19 protein-coding genes are annotated in these 15,056 nt (G+C 68.4%); 8 read left to right on the top strand and 11 right to left on the bottom strand.

The window, feature by feature from the left end:
• Window positions 1-53 precede the first annotated feature (53 nt).
• The 8 genes from KBX37_RS06090 to KBX37_RS06055 form a co-directional block, all read right to left on the bottom strand.
• Window positions 54-1,013 carry an NAD(P)-dependent oxidoreductase gene (locus tag KBX37_RS06090; protein WP_210774935.1) on the bottom strand — a complete coding sequence of 320 codons (960 nt, stop codon included), beginning with the start codon at window positions 1,011-1,013 and terminating at the stop codon, window positions 54-56.
• On the bottom strand, window positions 1,010-1,954 hold the full coding sequence (locus KBX37_RS06085; protein WP_210774934.1) for a MerR family transcriptional regulator: 945 nt from the start codon (window positions 1,952-1,954) through the stop codon (window positions 1,010-1,012). Before KBX37_RS06085 ends, KBX37_RS06090 begins: the two co-directional genes overlap by 4 nt.
• A gap of 132 nt (window positions 1,955-2,086) precedes the next feature.
• Entirely contained in the window at window positions 2,087-2,224 is a 138-nt protein-coding gene (locus KBX37_RS34225; RefSeq protein ID WP_247657131.1) for a transposase, read from the bottom strand.
• A gap of 291 nt (window positions 2,225-2,515) precedes the next feature.
• Window positions 2,516-2,845 (bottom strand): AsnC family transcriptional regulator, encoded by a 330-nt coding sequence (locus KBX37_RS35890; protein WP_210774933.1) that lies wholly within the window; start codon window positions 2,843-2,845, stop codon window positions 2,516-2,518.
• Window positions 2,842-3,369, bottom strand: coding sequence for a DinB family protein (locus KBX37_RS06070; protein WP_210774932.1), 528 nt, complete (start codon window positions 3,367-3,369; stop codon window positions 2,842-2,844). Before KBX37_RS06070 ends, KBX37_RS35890 begins: the two co-directional genes overlap by 4 nt.
• A 542-nt stretch (window positions 3,370-3,911) precedes the next feature.
• Entirely contained in the window at window positions 3,912-4,646 is a 735-nt protein-coding gene (locus KBX37_RS06065; protein WP_210774931.1) for an NIPSNAP family protein, read from the bottom strand.
• Window positions 4,647-4,723: 77 nt separating this feature from the next.
• Window positions 4,724-5,113, bottom strand: a complete 390-nt coding sequence (locus tag KBX37_RS06060; RefSeq protein WP_247657130.1) for an Rrf2 family transcriptional regulator — start codon at window positions 5,111-5,113, stop codon at window positions 4,724-4,726.
• A 729-nt stretch (window positions 5,114-5,842) separates the two neighbouring features.
• Complete coding sequence (locus tag KBX37_RS06055) at window positions 5,843-6,196, bottom strand: FtsX-like permease family protein (RefSeq protein WP_210774930.1); 354 nt, start codon at window positions 6,194-6,196, stop codon at window positions 5,843-5,845.
• On the opposite strand from KBX37_RS06055, the gene KBX37_RS06050 reads away from it, so the two are divergent.
• The 4 genes from KBX37_RS06050 to KBX37_RS06040 all read left to right on the top strand — a co-directional run bounded on the left by KBX37_RS06050 (window position 6,186) and on the right by KBX37_RS06040 (window position 7,802).
• Window positions 6,186-6,779 (top strand): TetR/AcrR family transcriptional regulator, encoded by a 594-nt coding sequence (locus tag KBX37_RS06050; RefSeq protein ID WP_210774929.1) that lies wholly within the window; start codon window positions 6,186-6,188, stop codon window positions 6,777-6,779. The genes KBX37_RS06055 and KBX37_RS06050 overlap by 11 nt on opposite strands.
• A gap of 62 nt (window positions 6,780-6,841) precedes the next feature.
• Window positions 6,842-7,027 carry a transposase gene (locus KBX37_RS35885; RefSeq protein ID WP_374103673.1) on the top strand — a complete coding sequence of 62 codons (186 nt, stop codon included), beginning with the start codon at window positions 6,842-6,844 and terminating at the stop codon, window positions 7,025-7,027.
• Window positions 6,988-7,191 (top strand): hypothetical protein, encoded by a 204-nt coding sequence (locus KBX37_RS34220; RefSeq protein WP_247657129.1) that lies wholly within the window; start codon window positions 6,988-6,990, stop codon window positions 7,189-7,191. Before KBX37_RS35885 ends, KBX37_RS34220 begins: the two co-directional genes overlap by 40 nt.
• Entirely contained in the window at window positions 7,134-7,802 is a 669-nt protein-coding gene (locus KBX37_RS06040; protein ID WP_307848975.1) for a transposase, read from the top strand. Before KBX37_RS34220 ends, KBX37_RS06040 begins: the two co-directional genes overlap by 58 nt.
• On the opposite strand, the gene KBX37_RS06035 is transcribed toward KBX37_RS06040, so the two are convergent.
• Window positions 7,780-9,189 (bottom strand): cellulose binding domain-containing protein, encoded by a 1,410-nt coding sequence (locus KBX37_RS06035; protein WP_210774927.1) that lies wholly within the window; start codon window positions 9,187-9,189, stop codon window positions 7,780-7,782. The two genes, KBX37_RS06040 and KBX37_RS06035, sit on opposite strands and share 23 nt — an antisense overlap.
• A 276-nt stretch (window positions 9,190-9,465) precedes the next feature.
• Between KBX37_RS06035 and KBX37_RS06030 the strand changes: the two genes are divergently transcribed.
• The 3 genes from KBX37_RS06030 (at window position 9,466) to KBX37_RS06020 (ending at window position 12,272) form a co-directional block, all read left to right on the top strand.
• The gene (locus KBX37_RS06030) at window positions 9,466-10,644 is read left to right on the top strand and encodes a glycosyltransferase family 2 protein (RefSeq protein ID WP_210774926.1); all 1,179 of its coding nucleotides are present in this window, start codon (window positions 9,466-9,468) and stop codon (window positions 10,642-10,644) included.
• Window positions 10,645-10,657: 13 nt separating this feature from the next.
• Window positions 10,658-10,843 (top strand): hypothetical protein, encoded by a 186-nt coding sequence (locus tag KBX37_RS06025; RefSeq protein ID WP_210774925.1) that lies wholly within the window; start codon window positions 10,658-10,660, stop codon window positions 10,841-10,843.
• Window positions 10,844-11,063: 220 nt separating this feature from the next.
• Window positions 11,064-12,272: a glycosyltransferase family 2 protein gene (locus tag KBX37_RS06020; protein ID WP_307848971.1), complete on the top strand. Its 1,209-nt coding sequence runs from the start codon at window positions 11,064-11,066 to the stop codon at window positions 12,270-12,272.
• Here the strand turns inward: KBX37_RS06020 and KBX37_RS06015 are convergent.
• A complete protein-coding gene (locus KBX37_RS06015) occupies window positions 12,265-12,687 on the bottom strand; it encodes a glycoside hydrolase family 6 protein (RefSeq protein ID WP_210774924.1) in 423 nt (140 codons plus the stop codon). The two genes, KBX37_RS06020 and KBX37_RS06015, sit on opposite strands and share 8 nt — an antisense overlap.
• A 77-nt stretch (window positions 12,688-12,764) precedes the next feature.
• Here KBX37_RS06015 and KBX37_RS06010 point away from each other — a divergent pair, with 77 nt between their 5' ends.
• Window positions 12,765-13,373 (top strand): hypothetical protein, encoded by a 609-nt coding sequence (locus tag KBX37_RS06010; protein WP_210774923.1) that lies wholly within the window; start codon window positions 12,765-12,767, stop codon window positions 13,371-13,373.
• Between the two features lie 240 nt (window positions 13,374-13,613).
• Here the strand turns inward: KBX37_RS06010 and KBX37_RS06005 are convergent, their stop codons facing one another.
• Entirely contained in the window at window positions 13,614-15,008 is a 1,395-nt protein-coding gene (locus KBX37_RS06005) for a hypothetical protein (protein WP_210774922.1), read from the bottom strand.
• Window positions 15,009-15,056: the final 48 nt, after the last annotated feature.

The following is a 15,056-nucleotide window of genomic DNA, read 5'->3' as shown; positions in this document are numbered from 1 at the left end:
GGTGCCGTCGAGGTCGAACAAGACGGCGGTCATGTGACCGTACGGTTGCTGGGTCACGCCTGCTCTCCTGTGTGGCTCGTGGTGGTTCCCCCCGTGCGATGCGGGACGTCGATGCTGTTGGCCGGGCTGGCGGAACCGGTGCGTTCCGGGTCGTTGCGGGATGACGGAATATGACCCAGTAGAGCGGTGTAGTCGCGCGCGCCGAGTCCGGCCGCCTCGGCGTCGGCCAGCCAGCTCCGGGTCGCGCGGGCGAGCCGGACGTCCGCGCCGGCAGCGTCGGCTGCGTCGACGACGAGGTCGGCATCCTTACGGGCCAGTGCCAGAGGGAACCGCGGCACGTAAGCGTCTGCCTCGACCACCGGTCGTCGCCGGTCGGCCTGGGCGGCGAGCGGGGTATGGGCGAGGACGCGCCAGGTGACCTCACGGGGCAGGCCGAGCCCGTCGGCGAGCGCCAGCACCTCGCCGAGCACCCCGACCGTGCCGAGTAGAGAGAAGTTGGCGATCAGCTTCGCCGCCGCGCCGGTGCCTGCAGGGCCGAGATGGATGATGTCGCCGAGGATCGACAGTAGCTGCCGCACCGGAGCTATCGCCTCGGCAGCCCCACCGACAAGCAGTGTCAGGGTCCCAGCGTCGGCCTCGGTCAGGCTACCCAGCACAGGCGCATCCAAGAGGTTGATCTCGTCCGGGAGCGCCGCCCGAAGGCGGCCCTCCGCGGCCGGGCCGACCGTGGACATGTCCACCACCGTGGCGCCCGCGCCGGTCCCCGCGGCGATTCCAGTGGCTCCTTCGGTGACCATGTGCAGGGATGCTGGGTCGGCCAGCATCACGAATACCGTCTTCGCGTTCCGTACCGCTTCCGCCGGTGTCGCACCCACGTGAGCGCCAACGGCCTTCAGCGCGTCGGCTCCGCCCGGACTGCGGTTGCAGACCGTCAGATCATGGCCCGCGTGAACAAGCCGGCGGGCCATGCGCGTACCCATCGCACCCAAGCCGAGCCAGGTGATCGTGGTCATCGGGTGCCTCCCGATTGTGCGCGCAGCCAGTCGAGGACCTGATCGGCGTGCTGGTCCGGCGCGAACACCGGATAGAAGACATGCTCGACCGCGCCAGCGGTGATGATCATCGTGAGTCGTCGGTACAGGGTCATTCCGGCGGCTTCGAAGATCGGCAACCCCAGCGCGTCGCGGACCGCGAATCCCGGGTCGGCGAGCATCGCGAAGGGCAGGCGTAGCCTGTCGACCAACTCACGCTGGTAGTCGCTGGACTGCGCAGAAAGCCCGTACACCCCGGCCGCCCCGGCGTCGAGCAACTGCTCGTGGTGGTCCCGGAACCCGCAGGCTTCGGCGGTACAGCCCCGCGCGCCGGGAATGTTGTCCCAGCCTTCCGGCAGGTCCAACCCGGGCCGGCCGGTCAGCGGATAGACGTACACCACCGTCCGGCCGGCACCCAGAGCCGCCAGGTCGATCGTCGAACCGTCGGTTGCCGGCAACGTCACCGCGGGCAGGTCCACCCCCACTAGCGCCGACGTACCGCCGTGAACTTCAGAGGTCACAAGGCCATCAGCGTCGCGATTCGCCGTTGCGGCTGCCGCGATCGGCATCGCCGCGTTGGCGGCGGCCTCAAGATGAGCGGCCAAGGCATCACGCCGCTGGATCAGCCGCTCAATCCGCTCCGACATGTCATCAATGGCGCGCCGGTACGTGGCCAACGAAGCGGGACATTCATCACCCGAGCTGTGCCCGCCGGCCAGACACTCTACGAACGGGCCGGTCTGCGCCACCGACAGGCCCAGGCGGGTCAGCTCACGGATCTCCTCGACCTGCCGGACCGCCACGGGGCCGTAGTCCCGATAACCGTTTGGTAGCCGGGCCGGCACGACCAGCCCCGTCTTCTCGTAGTACCGCAGCGCCCGTACCGTCACCCCGACCCGTCGCGCCACGTCCCCTGCTCGCATACCGTGACGCTAAACCCGTACCCGTAGGTCCAGGTCAACCTGTTCGACGTCCCGCACGTCAGCCATGGGTATTTGGTGCGGCAATCGTCCGCGCGGTAGGCGATCCGTCGACGATCGACCGGCGTAGGTGGGTCACTCGGATCCGCACTTGAGCCAACCGGTGTCGTCCACCGCCCACGCCACCGGCCCGATCACCTCGTCCATCCGTGCCGCCAGCCGCCGCCGCACCGGCACCACGTCCCACGGACTGTTCGTCACGAAATGGTTCAACGCCTGATCGTGCACACCCTCCAGGCGGCCCGCCATCGGCTGGATCGACTTACGGCGACGTCCAGCATCAGCCCTTGCAGATACAACACGGCCCGGTCCCGCCAACCCGCCCGGGTCAACGAACCAAACACATCCGCAGCGAACTCGGCCAGGTCATCCCGCAGGCGAACCACCTCAACACCGTCCATACAGGATCCAGCGAGCTGCAGTTGCCGCCAACCACTACCGTAGGCCAAAACGTGACAAAGTACTACTAGCATAACGCGCCAGGCTCGGACTGGGGTGACCGAGCTACGTCGCGGCTGGACGGCCGCAGCGGACGCTCAGCGATGGGTGTCTCGTGCCACCAGATTTCCTGGATCCGCCCACGGACGATCGGACCGGTAGGGCGGCGGGGCGAGCCAACGGTCGGCCAGGCGCGAGCCGCTTAACTCGCTCGTGCACGGCTGGACGGGACACGTGTGCGCGGCGGGCGATCTCTTCGTGGCTGATTCGCCCGTGAGCCGACACCAAAGCGACGATCTTGCTGTCGATCGCGTCGAAGTCCCGGCTCGCCAGCGCGGCTCGTACGCCCGCGTCGGCAAGGGATCGGTGTGGTTGGGATGGCTGTCGGGGGGTCACCAGCTGCGGACGCCGTCGGTCAGTTCCCGCAGCAGATCAGCGTGGCCTGCGTGCCTGTTGGTTTCTGCGATGAGATGGGTCAGCGCCCATCGCAGGGTGTAGTCGTCGTCAGTCTGTGTGCCGGTGCCGGTGCTGTCCAGGGCCAGTGAGGTGATGACCTGGTCGCTGATCTCGCACGCCGCGCGGTATGCCGCCACCAGGCTCGCGGTGCCCTCGCCATCCTCGATGCGCCAGTCCGCGTCGGGGTCGGCTGGGCTGAACGGCATCGGTAGCCCGAGTCCGCCCAGCACATTGCCGAACCAGTGGTTCTCACTGGTCACCAGGTGCTTGACGATGCCGCCGAGGGTGGTCGCCGAGCTCACGTGGGACTGGCTGAGTTGCTCGGTGGACAGGCCGTCGGTCTTGGCGACGACAGTCGCCCGGGCGAACCGCAGGAACGCCCAAAGCATCTCCTTGTCTCCCAACTGGTGGGCGGGAATCCTGCGTCCATGGGCTGCGGCGGTGACCGGGACGTGCTGCGACATGAGGTTCCTTAGGTCGTAGGGCCCGGACGGAGTCATGATCCGGTCCAGTTCGTTTCGCGGTGGATGTGTCTGCGGTAGAAGCGCTTGGGTCGGCGAGCATCGTGCCGACGAGTCGACGAGCGCGTCGACGTAGGAGTCGGTCCGTCCCACCATCACAGCCGGCCGGCCCTCCGTGCGGATCAGCACCCGCGGCGCCGTGGTGGTGGCAGGGGGTCATAGCCAGCGCGCACGACCGGGTTCCGCAGCCCTGCGAGGTCGCGGCTCCGTGCCTGCACCGTTGCATGCCACCCTCACCGGCGCCCCCAGATAGGCCGCCCCCAGCTTCGATCAGGCCGCTACGACGGCCCGACAGAGAGGACTCACACCCCTCTCGGCATTCTGGCGGCCCGTCGGACAAACAAGCAGCGACGTACAGCAACGCTGGCAATCGGACGGCCGGAACCCGAGCGCATCCGGGCGCCTCACCTCGTACCCGCCGTACCCGACGTCGCTGCCGGCATCGAGGGATCAGTTCCAACGCTCGGGCTGGCAAGCACTGACCCTCAGCGCAGCAGCGACCTTGCGGTAGGCGCCAACCTCAGCTGTTGCGGGCTGCCCGCGAGCATCGCCGACAGCTCGGGAAGCACTTCGTCTTGCCATCTCTGTGAGCGCGCCAGGCGCTGGACGTGATCCCGGTAGTGGTCAAGGCTTGCAAACCGCGAGAGCCACACGAAGACGTACTCACCGGTGCGTACCGGTAGGGCGGGGTAGGTGTTCTCGGCATGCTCGCTCTGCAGGCACGCCAGCGGTGTGGCGCCCGTTTCGACCATGATTGGCTGCACGTGTCGGTCGAAGAACTCCACAAACGTCTCATCGAAGGGGCCGTCGCGGTGGTACAGCGTCGCGACGATGAGCGACGATGGCAGTGACCTGGCGCCGGCCGGTGGTCGTGCGGATTCTGGAGTCGGGAAGCCGAGTTGCCCATCCACCGGCCGCAGCAGCAGCACGTTGTCTGAGTCAATCATCGTGGCGTTGGCTTGATCTCGGTGAGCCTTCCAGACGGGACCGCCGTAGAAGGAGCTCAACGCCTCGGCCCGGCGGGGCATGTCCTGGAATCCGCGGAGCCAGACGAACCGGTCGGGGTCATCTAGGTCGCGAAACTGCCCTACGACGGCCATGCCGACCGCTTCTTGAGTCTCAACAAACTTCCGGTCGAAGAGATCGATCAGGGCATCGCGCTTGCCGGGATGCAGCGTGTACTGCCTGAGTTCGAGGACGGGATAACGTGCGGCGCTCATCGACGCTGCGCCTCCATTGTTAGAACAACTCTTGTTACAGCCAACGCGATGCGTCGGCTGGTCAACCCCCATGATCGCTATTGGGCCTGCAGGTCCAGGCTTTGCCGCAGCACGTCGGCGATCGATGTACAACTAAGCTCGTGTCGCAGGGCCTGCTCGACCCCGCCGTAGACCCGTCCGAGCGCGGGCCTGATGCCCCTGCCAACGGGACACTCCAGGTTGGGCTCGGTGCGATGCATGCCAAAGAGCGGCTCCCGCTCGACGGCGTCGTAGACGGCAAGCAGCGTGATCTCCTCCGGTGCGCGGGCTAAGCTCCAGCCCGCCCCGGCGCCGCGGCGAACCTCAACAAGGCCCGCCTCGCGGAGATCACCGAGGCTACGCCGAATGATCACCGGGTTGGTGTTCACACTCGCGGCAACCTGGTCCGACGTCATCAGCTCTTGACCGCGACGCTGAGCCAGCGCCATCCATGCCAGTGCGTGAACGGCGATCGTCAGTCGACTGTTTGCCCCCATCACCCCCCCTGTCGTAACAGGTTCTGTTACAGAAGACGGGCTGTCAAGCGCCCGTCATCAGGATAGAAGTGATCCAGCCAGTCGCCATCGGGCCGAAAATCTGGCATCAGCGGCCATATCGCGGCAACGGGCGCGTGCATCCACCATCCACCGCGACGAACATGTTGATGCGCTGGGCAGGTCGCCGCAGGAACCTGGTGATCACGACAACTCCTCAATGGACAGCGGCGCGCCCTGGCCGGAGGCTAGGCGAGGGCGCGTACGTTCATCCTGATGTTGCGCGCGCCGCCGCTGTCGTACAGTCCGGCTCGGCTCATAACGGTGCATCGGCGCCTGGTCAGATTGGACAGCACGGCCGTGTCCCCGCTCGTACTGCGGAGACGGCCACATCACGGCAGTTGCTGAGCAACGCCGCCCTATACGCCGCGGACCTCGTCGGTCGCCCCGGGCGGTGATGGCCCGGCGACCGTCGAGGTCGACGATGCAGGCGGCATCCTGCGACAGCGGGCGACCACGACCGCCTCCGCTGTGGCCGCCCAGGTGCTGTCCGGCGGGTTCACTGCCATCCCTGGCGGAGTTGGAAATCCGGTCGCGTACCTCAGCGAAGCCGCCGTCATCGGATGGACCGGTCAAGCCGACACCGCGCTGGATCCCGACCGGTTGTCGAGGTGGCTTCGCGGATTACTCACGGGCGGCCACCATCGCCATGGCCGGCCGTCCCAGGATCCGACTCACCGCGATCAGGCTGGTCACAGTCGCCGCTACAAGGCAGGCGACGCCCAGGCCGATCAGTTCCTGCCAGGGCAGCTGCACCTGGGTGGCGAGGAGGCTGTGTGACAGCGCCGTGTGGTAGCCGTTCAGTCCGATAGCGAGGAACATGGCCGCCACGCCGAACCCAAGCCCGGTCACCAGCAGCGCTTCCACAACGACCATCCGCCGCACCTGACCGGGTGTGACGCCGAGCAGGATCAGACTGGCGATCTCCCGGTCGCGGCGGCTGAAGGCCATTACGAGCGTGTTGGCGATGGCGACCAACGCAAAGGCTGAGGCGGGGCCGGACCGGGTGATCCGCCGCGACGGTCTGGAGCACGCCTCAGTCCGCAACGTCGCCCGTGAGGCAGGGCTGTCGATGGGATCCCTGCGCCACTACTTCGCGAGTCAGTCCGAACTGATGGTGTTCGCGTTCCGGACGGTCATCGACCGGATCGAGTCCCGCCTCGCCAGCTTGGAGCCCGAGCCCGACCCGAGACGAAGAGCAGAGCGCGTCTTGGCTGAGCTGCTCCCACTAGACGACGAACGGCGCGCCGAGAACGAGCTCTGGCTGGCCTTCACATCCCGCGCCCTGGTCGACCCGGCGCTGCGGGACCTGCGCGACGAGGGATATGACGCGCTGCGGGCCGGCTGTCAAGGGATCCTCACGGACCTCTCGGCAGCAGGTCTGGCCCCGACCGACATACACGTTGAGACCGAACGCCTGCACGCCCTGCTCGACGGCCTCGCCGTGCATGCAGCCATCCGGCCAGACATCTACACCGCCCAATCATTGAAAGCCGCCATCGCCCGTCACCTCGACGCCCTCGCGATCGAAGCCGCCGTTCCGTTAGAGCCTGGTAAATAAGGCCGTGTCTCATTTGGATGGTCGTTGCCCTGGTGTGATGATCTGCTTCCGTGGACGAGGCCATGATCCGTACCTGGGCGCCGGATGATCTGTGGGAGATAGCGGCGCCGTTGATCCCGGCCGGGCCGGTTCGTCCGCAGGGTGGCGGTCGCCGGCAGGTGGACGACCGGGCGGTGCTGGCTGCGATCGTGTACGTGATCCAGGCGGGTTGTTCCTGGGGAAGCTGCCGGAGGCGTCGTTCGGGGTGACTCGGGCTACCGCGCACCGGCGGCTCAGCCAGGGGACCGCGGCCGGGTTCTGGCTGCGGCTGCACGAGGCCTCCCTGGACCGGATCAGCAGCGACCGTCGGATCGACTGGTCGAGGGCGGTGGTCGACTCGATCAGCGTACGGGCGGAAAAGGGGGCGATCTGACCGGCCCGAACCCGGTCGACCGCGGCAAATCGGGCAGCAAACTCCATGTCATCTGCGACCGGAAGGGACTGCCCCTGGCTGTGCTGGTCACCGTCGCGAACGTCCACGACAGCCCACTGCTACTACCCATGCTCGACAGCGTCCCGGCGATACGCACCCCAGGCGGACGCCGCCGGTTGCGGCCAGACAAGTTGCACGCCGACAAGGCGTACGATGCCCGCGAGCTGTGCTGCGAGGTCCGGCGGCGGGGGATCAAAATGCGCATCGCCCGTAAGGGCATCGAGTCCTCCACGCGCCTGGGCCGCCATCGCTGGGTCGTCGAAGCCTGCATGGGCCGGAGCACGCCGAGCCAAGCGGCGCGGGAGGCCGCGCGGGTCGCCGCCGGTGAACTCCGGACGGAGTTGGCGGCCGTGGCGGATCGACAGCCGTCCGTCTGCGTGACGACTGCGGCCGGCGAGCCCGGGCCATGCGGTCACGACAACATCGACGCAGGCGAGCTGCGGAACGCGCTGAACCGAGTGGGTCTGGCCGACCATGTCGTAAGGCCCGCGCGGTCCGACGACATCAACGAGGGCAGGGGCCGTCCCCCTACTGACGGTTCGTCGTGTTGATGTAGTTGATTCCGTTCCGGTGGAGGCTGTCCACGGCGCGTTGCACCTGCGCCACGCTCACCGCCTTGCCGTCCACCGCGTAGATCCAGTCGATCTGCATGTTCCAGGTTCGTTCGCCGGTGAAGGGCAGGTCGATCAGCCAGGTGTTGAGGTGGATGCGCATGGGTTCGCGGGGGAAGGTCTTGCCGCCGCTGCTGAAGACCGGTTTGCCGTCGACGGAGTACGTGACCGTACCGTCGACCGCGGTGATCATCAGGGTGTGCCACCCGGCGAGGCTTCGATTCAGGGCGCGTGTGGTGCGGTCCCCCTGTGCGGCGCTACGCCAGCTGGTGGTGTCGAGCTTGGGACCGGGGGCACCCCAACCGCCGTTGGGTTGGTACTCGAAGTCGAGTTCGTTGTAGCGCTTTGAGGTCGACTCCGGCGAGATCGTGCAGAAGGATTCCATGACGTGGTCGCCGTTGCGACCGGCGGCGGGTTTGTCGGTGAAGTGGATTCGTGCGGCGATGGTGCCGGTGAGGAAGGTGTTGTCGATGCCGATCAGCTCGGCTTGCCGGGTGCCTTCCCGGGTGCCGTCGGTGGTTACCTGCAACTGAAGTACCTGCCCGCCCTGCGCTTTTCGGTTGGCGGGGAAGCTGATGGCGTCCGCTGACCAGGTGCTGGCGATACCGGGCCCGCCGCCGTCGGTGCGGGCCTGCCAACCGTTGGCGGTCACCGCCGGATCGGCGACGTCGGCGTAGTGGAAGTTGTCGAAGAGAGTTCCGGTCGGCAGGTTCGAGGGCCGTGGAGAGGCTGCCGGTGGGGCGCCCTCGGGTTCCTCTCCCCAGCGGAGAACACCGTCGACATAGCCGGTCACGCGGGTCGAGGGCGCGTAGCTGGAGAGCGCCGGATCGAACGAGCGGTCGTCGGCCTGATCCAGGTTCTTGCGGTCGAGGCGGTACAGCTGCAGCCCGATGCCCTGGCTGGTCTGGCCAGGTGCCAGGGTGCCGGCCGCTGAGGTGAAGCCGACCCGCAGGTAGTGGGTGGCGGTGGTGGCCGGTTGCGGCATCGCGCTGACGACCTGGGTGACGTTCGAGCAGCGGAGGGCCGTCTGCAGGCAGTTGCTCGCGTATCCGGCACCATCGTCGTCGCTGAAGTAGTACCGGAGCGTCACTTTGTGCAGTTCCACCGGCTGGTCTGATGTGTTGATCACTTCCAGCCATGGCCGCCCGACCGGAGCAGTGGCCGGGGTGTCCGTCCGGTACCGGACGGTCAGCGGTGAACTTGCGTCAGCGGTCCGGGCGGCGTTCGTCGTCCGCCACACGCCGTAGAGCACCACCCCGGTGGCGAGGACCACCACGACCATGAGCAGGCTGAGCCAGCGGTTGGAGGATCGGGAACGCGACCCCATACGGAGCTCCTTGACGACTGGACACGTACGTACCAGAGAGTGCCGGTAGGGGGCGTCTGGACAACGCGGGCCATCCTACCGACGCCGGTCCGCGTCGTGGTCGCGCAGATGAGAGGCCTCCCTGGTCCGCCCGCGTCATCTCCACTGCTGATCATCCGAACGGGCAGCTGGAACTGGCTCACAGGGGGTCGTCGTCGACTTGACCAGGTCGGCTATGGTTCTCCTGCTCCAGGCTGCGGCAACCGGCCTGGACGAAGATCATCGAGCGGGGAACTCGTGTCACACAACATCATGGGCGAAGCGGGGCTAGAGAAGACCGCATTCCTGGAAGGTCTCCGCTGGAGACACCACGGCACTCCGAAGCCCAGCGGGCCGACGCTGCACGACATCGTCGCCATCATCCCGGCGCGCAACGAGGAAGTCGGGATCCTCACCTCCCTGAACTCCCTGGCCCGGCAGACCTGGCGCCCCGACCGGATCGTCGTGGTCGTCAACAACTCCACCGACCAGACGGAACACTTCGCCCGGCAGTTCGCCGCCGATCCGCGCACGCCGCGCACGGACGTCCTGCTGATGCGCGAGAACGAGCACAAGAAGGCCGGTGCCCTCAACTACGGCATCGCCTGGTTGAGCCAGCGGGTCGGCGGGCGGCTGGACCCGGTCCAGCACGTCCTGGTGATGGACGCCGACACGGAACTGCACCACAAGTTCATTGAACGGGCCCGCAAGGTGATCACCGCGGATCCTGAGATCGGCGGCGTCAGCGCCGTCTGTCTGGGCCGCACCGGGCTGTGGCGCAACCCCTGGCAGAGGTTCCTGCTGGGCATGCAGATCATCGAGTACGGCCGCGCCGCCAACGCGCGTTTCCAGACTGACGTGCACACCATGTCGGGAGCCGGATCCTTCTACCGGGGCGTGGCGCTGCAATCGGTCATCGACAAGCGCGGCGCGGTGTTCTGGGAGGACCACCGCAACCTCGTCGAGGACTACGAGACGACGCTGACTCTCAAGGAATGCGGCTGGAAGGTGACCGCGAACCAGCTGTGCATCGCCTACACCGATCTCATGCCCACGCTGCGCGAGCTGCTGCAACAGCGTCAGCGCTGGGTTCGTGGCACAGTGGACGCACTGCGCGCCCGTGGCTGGACCAAGTTCACCTGGCACTCGATCGCGTCGATGATCCTCGGGCTGCTCGGCGTCGTGTACCTCATCGGCTGGGGGGCCACCCAACTGGCCACCGCCGTCGCGAACGGCTTCGCGCAACAGCCCATCTTCTGGGTACTGTTCGCGTTCTGGGTCATCTACCCCGCGGTGATGGTACGCAACCTCGGCTGGAAGGCGATGCTGGTCGAGGCCCTGCTCATTCCCGAACTGGTCTACACGGTCGTACGCATGTACTGGCTGCTGTCATCCCTGCTCAAGTCCTATTTCACGCCCGTGTCGGCATGGAAGTAAGGCAGCATCACAGGTGAACTCCCTCAAAGGCTTCGGGATCTGCTTCCTCCTGGCGGCGGCCCTGGTCGCCATGCGCGAACTCGCACAGGTCGAATACGCCCTCCTCGTCCTGACGGTCATCCTCATCTCCGGCTCCACCGGCATCTACGTGGCGTCGCGTCAGCGATACCGTAGGGACCGTCGCATCGCCGGCGACTGAGCCGTCGCTGAGCACGCGCCGCCTCCACCCGAGCGCTCCAGCTCCGGTGACGGCACTCGGCCTGCTGCGGCCCTCTGGTGGCACCCCGCAGGGTGCCACCAGAGCGCCAGTACCGTCCGGGACGCAGGCCGTGACGAGCGCGCGTCATTCAGGACCGCCCCGACGGTTTATCTGTTCCACCCTCGGCGAATGCCGCAGCAAGTCTTTGCCCGCATCGCCGGTGTGGCTGCTGCTGATCGTGGTCGGGCTGCTCACCCTGGCCCGGACGCTGCTGCTGTTCGGATACGCCCTCGCGCACGCCCGGCGGCGCCGGGCGCCGGCATGGTCGTGGGGCGGTGAGGTGAATGACCCGGTGACGATCATCGTGCCGGCGTACAACGAACGGACGACGATCGCGGCCGCCGTGCGGTCCCTGGCGACCGGGGCCCATCCCGGCATCGAGGTGCTGGTGGTGGACGACGAGTCGGACGACGGCACCACCGAGGAGGTCGAGCGGCTCGGGCTGCCGAACGTGCGGGTTGCCCGGGTGCCCGGCGGCGGCAAGGCCGCCGCGCTCAACGTCGGGGTGGCGCTGGCCCGTAACGACCTGCTGGTGATGGTCGACGCCGACACGGTGGTCGACCCCGACGCGATCCACCGCCTGGTGCAGCCCTTCGCCGATCCCCGGGTGGGAGCGGTGGCCGGCAACGTCAAGGTGGGCAACCGGCGCTCTCTGCTGGGCCGCTGGCAGCACATCGAGTACGTCATCGGGTTCAGCCTGGACCGGCGGCTCTACGACACGCTGGCCGGCATGCCCACCATCCCGGGCGCGCTCGGCGCGTTCCGCCGGGAGGCCGTGCTCGCCGCCGGTGGACTCAGCCGGGCAACCCTGGCCGAGGACACCGACCTGACCATGGGCATCCACCGCGCGGGCCGGCGGGTGGTGTACGAGGAGACCGCGGTGGCCCGCACCGAGGCGCCGGTCACCCTGCCCGAGCTGTGGCGGCAGCGCTACCGGTGGAGCTACGGCACCATGCAGGCGCTCTGGCGGCACCGGCAGGCCCTGGGGGAACGCGGACCGTCGGGCCGGTTCGGCCGGCGCGGGCTGCCGTTCATCGCCCTCTTCTCGGTACTGCTGCCGCTGCTCGCCCCGGTGGTGGACATCTTCGCCGCCTACGGGCTGTTCTTCCTCGACCGGTACGAGGCCATCGTGGCCTGGCTGGCCGTCCTGGTGGTGCAGATCCTCACCGCCATCCTGGCCTTCCGGCTGGACCGGGAACCGTTGCGGCCGCTGTGGGCGCCGCCCCTGCAACAGTTCGTCTACCGGCAGGTCATGTACCTGGTGCTGGTCCACTCCGTGATCACCGCGCTCAGCGGTGGTCGGCTCAAGTGGCAGAAGCTGCGCCGCACCGGCGAGGTCGCGGCGACGCACCCGCAGCCGGTCAGCTGACCGGCGTGGTCGCGTCGGCCGCCGCCCGCCGGGCGGCGGCCGGCAGCCAGGGTGCGTTCGCGACCAGGGTGCGGGCCTGGGCCGGCCAGAAGGCCCCCGCCGCCGGCTCGCCCCGACCGCACCTTCCGTCCGACTCGCCTGGACTTTTGATCCAGAGCAGCGCCGCCACCCGAGCCAGTCCAGGTTCAGTGGTCGGCGGCTGGCCGAGGGCCTGCCGGATCGGATTGCACCACTGGTCGTCGGGCGGCGCGGGCAGGCCGTCGCGCGACGTGTCGATGACCATCTCCCGGCCGCCGACCAGCTCCGACAGGCGCAGCCCCCACCGGTGGCTGTCCGCGGTCGAGTGCCGGTTGGCCACGTTCACCGCGAACCCCTCCGCCCGCGCCACGCCGGACCGGCGAAGCCGTCCGGCCATCTCCTCCGGGGTCCCCGCTCGCCGCAGCGGTCGCGCTCCGGCCTCCCGACCGGTCGCCGGGTGGCATGATATCCGGCGTGTCCGCCCCTGGTGATCTGAACAGCCCCGGCCTGGCTCGACCGACCAGCCTGTTACCGCTGGTCCGTCCAGCCGGCAGCCGGCACCGGGCGCCGGACGACGGACGCCGGCTGATGTGGCTCGCGGTGGGGGTAGCCGCCCTCGTACTGGTGGCCGCCCTACTCGCGGTGGTGTTCGCCGGTGGCGAGGAGGATGGCGGTCCCGTCGCCGGCCCCACCGTGGCGATCGGCACGTCCGCCCCGGTCGAGGCCACCGAGCCCGTGACCGACGAGATCTCGCCGACGCCCGCTGGCTCCCCGTCCCCGTCGTCGAGCGCGCCGCGGCGCTCGGCCACCCCGGCGGAGCTCGCGGCGGGGCTGCGCGCCACGGTGGACGAGCTCGTGCAGGAACGGCAGCTTCGCTCCGGCGGCGGCAATGAGCTGCGGAAACGGCTGCGGGAGGTGGAGGAGAGGATCGCCGACGGCGAGCCGGACAAGGCCCGGGAGAAACTGCGCGAGTTCGCCGAGAAGCTGGTCAGCCTGCGCCGGGAGGACAAACTGACCGCGCGCGGGTACGAGGTCCTCGTCGCCGGGGCGACGCAGCTCGCCCAGGCGCTGCCCGCCCGCTGACGCCGGGCGCGTCACCTCGACGGCTCGCCGGCCGGGTGTTTCCCCGGACGGCGGCCGGGAGCATCGTTGCGTTCATGGACGCCGGGTCGATGCTGGACGGTCGCTACCGGCTGCTGGACCGGCTCGGGGCGACCCCGACCGGCTGAGCGAAGGGTTGCTGGGCACCCCGGCTTGCCTGGGCCCCGAGCGGCTGGAACAGGGGGCGTCCACCGGCCACCGAAGCGACCTCGGGCCTTCGGCTCACACGACGTCAGTTCTCACCTGCGGATATCGGCCCGGCGTGTCGTACAAAAATGCCTCGAACGCTGCCAGGGAAAGTGGCTGTGGTGGGGGAAGGCGGTCTGGGATGGCGCGCAATGCCCGTTGATAGCCGAAGAAGGCGTGTGGATCGTTGGGATATCGGCTGGGCGAGACGCCTGCGAACTTTCCGGCGACCCGGGCCCGCCGCAGTACCTCGCGCCACTGATCCGCGCTCGCCGTACCGACCGAGTCGACGCCGTGGCAGAAGAGCCCGAGGTGCAGGTGGTCGTAGCCGTCGGCGCTGTCCAGGTAGCGGTGCAGGCCGGTGAGCGAGGGATGGACCGGGAAGGCGGTCCAGTACGGCACCGCGCCGGCACGAAGCGTCCACCACGGGTCCAGCAGAATGAACGAGTCGATCAGCAGCCGGTTGGCTGGCAGACCGCGTTGCCGGTACCACCAACGGTACAGGTCGGCGACCACCGGGCTCAGGCTTTCCGGCTCGTCGAACATCAGACGGCTCGCCCGATACCCGTGGCGGTCGGCGAAGGCAGCGACGTCGTCGCGAAGCGCTGGCTCGAAGCCCCATTCCGCTTCCGGGCTCTCGTCATCGGCAGGCGGTGCCCGCCATTCTGTTACCGCAGCGCCGTAACGGCGCAGGTAATCTGTGATCCGTTGACCGCCGTCGCGATACTCCTGCGGCGGTATTCCGCCAACGGCTCCGAATTGGAACAGGTGCCGCTCGCCGACGCGCGTGGTGGGCCACAGCTGGCCGCATTCGGCGGTCAGGATGATGCCGCCCGGTTCGAGAACGTCGGTGAGGAACTTCTCGTACGCCGGGCCCAGCCGAGTGCGCTTGACGCGGAAATACGCCATCCGGCGCAGGGTAAGACGGTCCTGGTTCGGGTCGTGCATGTGATGCAGCACCAGGTCGGGGTTGCGGTCAAGCAAGCCGCGGGCGGTGCGGTCGAACGCGTGCACAGCACCCATCGGGTCATCGGGCGAGACCCGGCGCTGACGTACGGGCAGCAGCAGTGTCTGCGGCAGCCAGGGCACCCCGAGCGCGGCACACAGGTGCGTCAGCGCGCCGTTGGAGGATCCGATCACCACCACGGGATAGCGGCGCTGCGGATACAACCCGGCAATTGACGCCGCCACCGCGTCGATGTCGAGCGCAGCGATCTCCGACTCGGGCCGCCCCTCAACGCCGCTGAACACGCTGTAGATCCACTCGCGGGTGCCCGTCGGCAAATGGGCCGCCAGCGCTGCGGCGGGCCGCAGGGCCCGGAGCGCGGGTTTGCCGAGCGGCGGGGTGTCCCGGCCGTGCAGGAACCGGCTCAACGCCACGACCATGGCGGACGCGGAGTCGAATCCAGCGACCTGGCGTGGCAGCTTCATGGCACCTCCGGCCGGTTGATACACGTCTGTGCGGGTATAAACCAGACT

This window comes from Micromonospora sp. U56, from assembly GCF_018070095.1.
Taxonomy (GTDB): Bacteria; Actinomycetota; Actinomycetes; order Mycobacteriales; family Micromonosporaceae; genus Micromonospora; species Micromonospora purpureochromogenes.
The sequence above is the reverse complement of the archived record's forward strand: the minus strand, read 5'-3'. Positions and strand labels throughout refer to the sequence as shown.

Excerpts from the sequence above, each read along its gene's own strand:
- KBX37_RS06090 (WP_210774935.1), bottom strand. The coding sequence starts at position 1,013 with ATGACCACGATCACCTGGCTCGGCTTGGGTGCGATGGGTACGCGCATG.
- KBX37_RS06085 (WP_210774934.1), bottom strand. The coding sequence starts at position 1,954 with ATGCGAGCAGGGGACGTGGCGCGACGGGTCGGGGTGACGGTACGGGCG.
- KBX37_RS06070 (WP_210774932.1), bottom strand. The coding sequence starts at position 3,369 with ATGTCGCAGCACGTCCCGGTCACCGCCGCAGCCCATGGACGCAGGATT.
- KBX37_RS06065 (WP_210774931.1), bottom strand. The coding sequence starts at position 4,646 with ATGAGCGCCGCACGTTATCCCGTCCTCGAACTCAGGCAGTACACGCTG.
- KBX37_RS06060 (WP_247657130.1), bottom strand. The coding sequence starts at position 5,113 with ATGGCGCTGGCTCAGCGTCGCGGTCAAGAGCTGATGACGTCGGACCAG.
- KBX37_RS06050 (WP_210774929.1), top strand. The coding sequence starts at position 6,186 with ATGGCGACCAACGCAAAGGCTGAGGCGGGGCCGGACCGGGTGATCCGC.
- KBX37_RS35885 (WP_374103673.1), top strand. The coding sequence starts at position 6,842 with ATGATCCGTACCTGGGCGCCGGATGATCTGTGGGAGATAGCGGCGCCG.
- KBX37_RS06035 (WP_210774927.1), bottom strand. The coding sequence starts at position 9,189 with ATGGGGTCGCGTTCCCGATCCTCCAACCGCTGGCTCAGCCTGCTCATG.
- KBX37_RS06015 (WP_210774924.1), bottom strand. The coding sequence starts at position 12,687 with ATGGCCGGACGGCTTCGCCGGTCCGGCGTGGCGCGGGCGGAGGGGTTC.
- KBX37_RS06005 (WP_210774922.1), bottom strand. The coding sequence starts at position 15,008 with ATGAAGCTGCCACGCCAGGTCGCTGGATTCGACTCCGCGTCCGCCATG.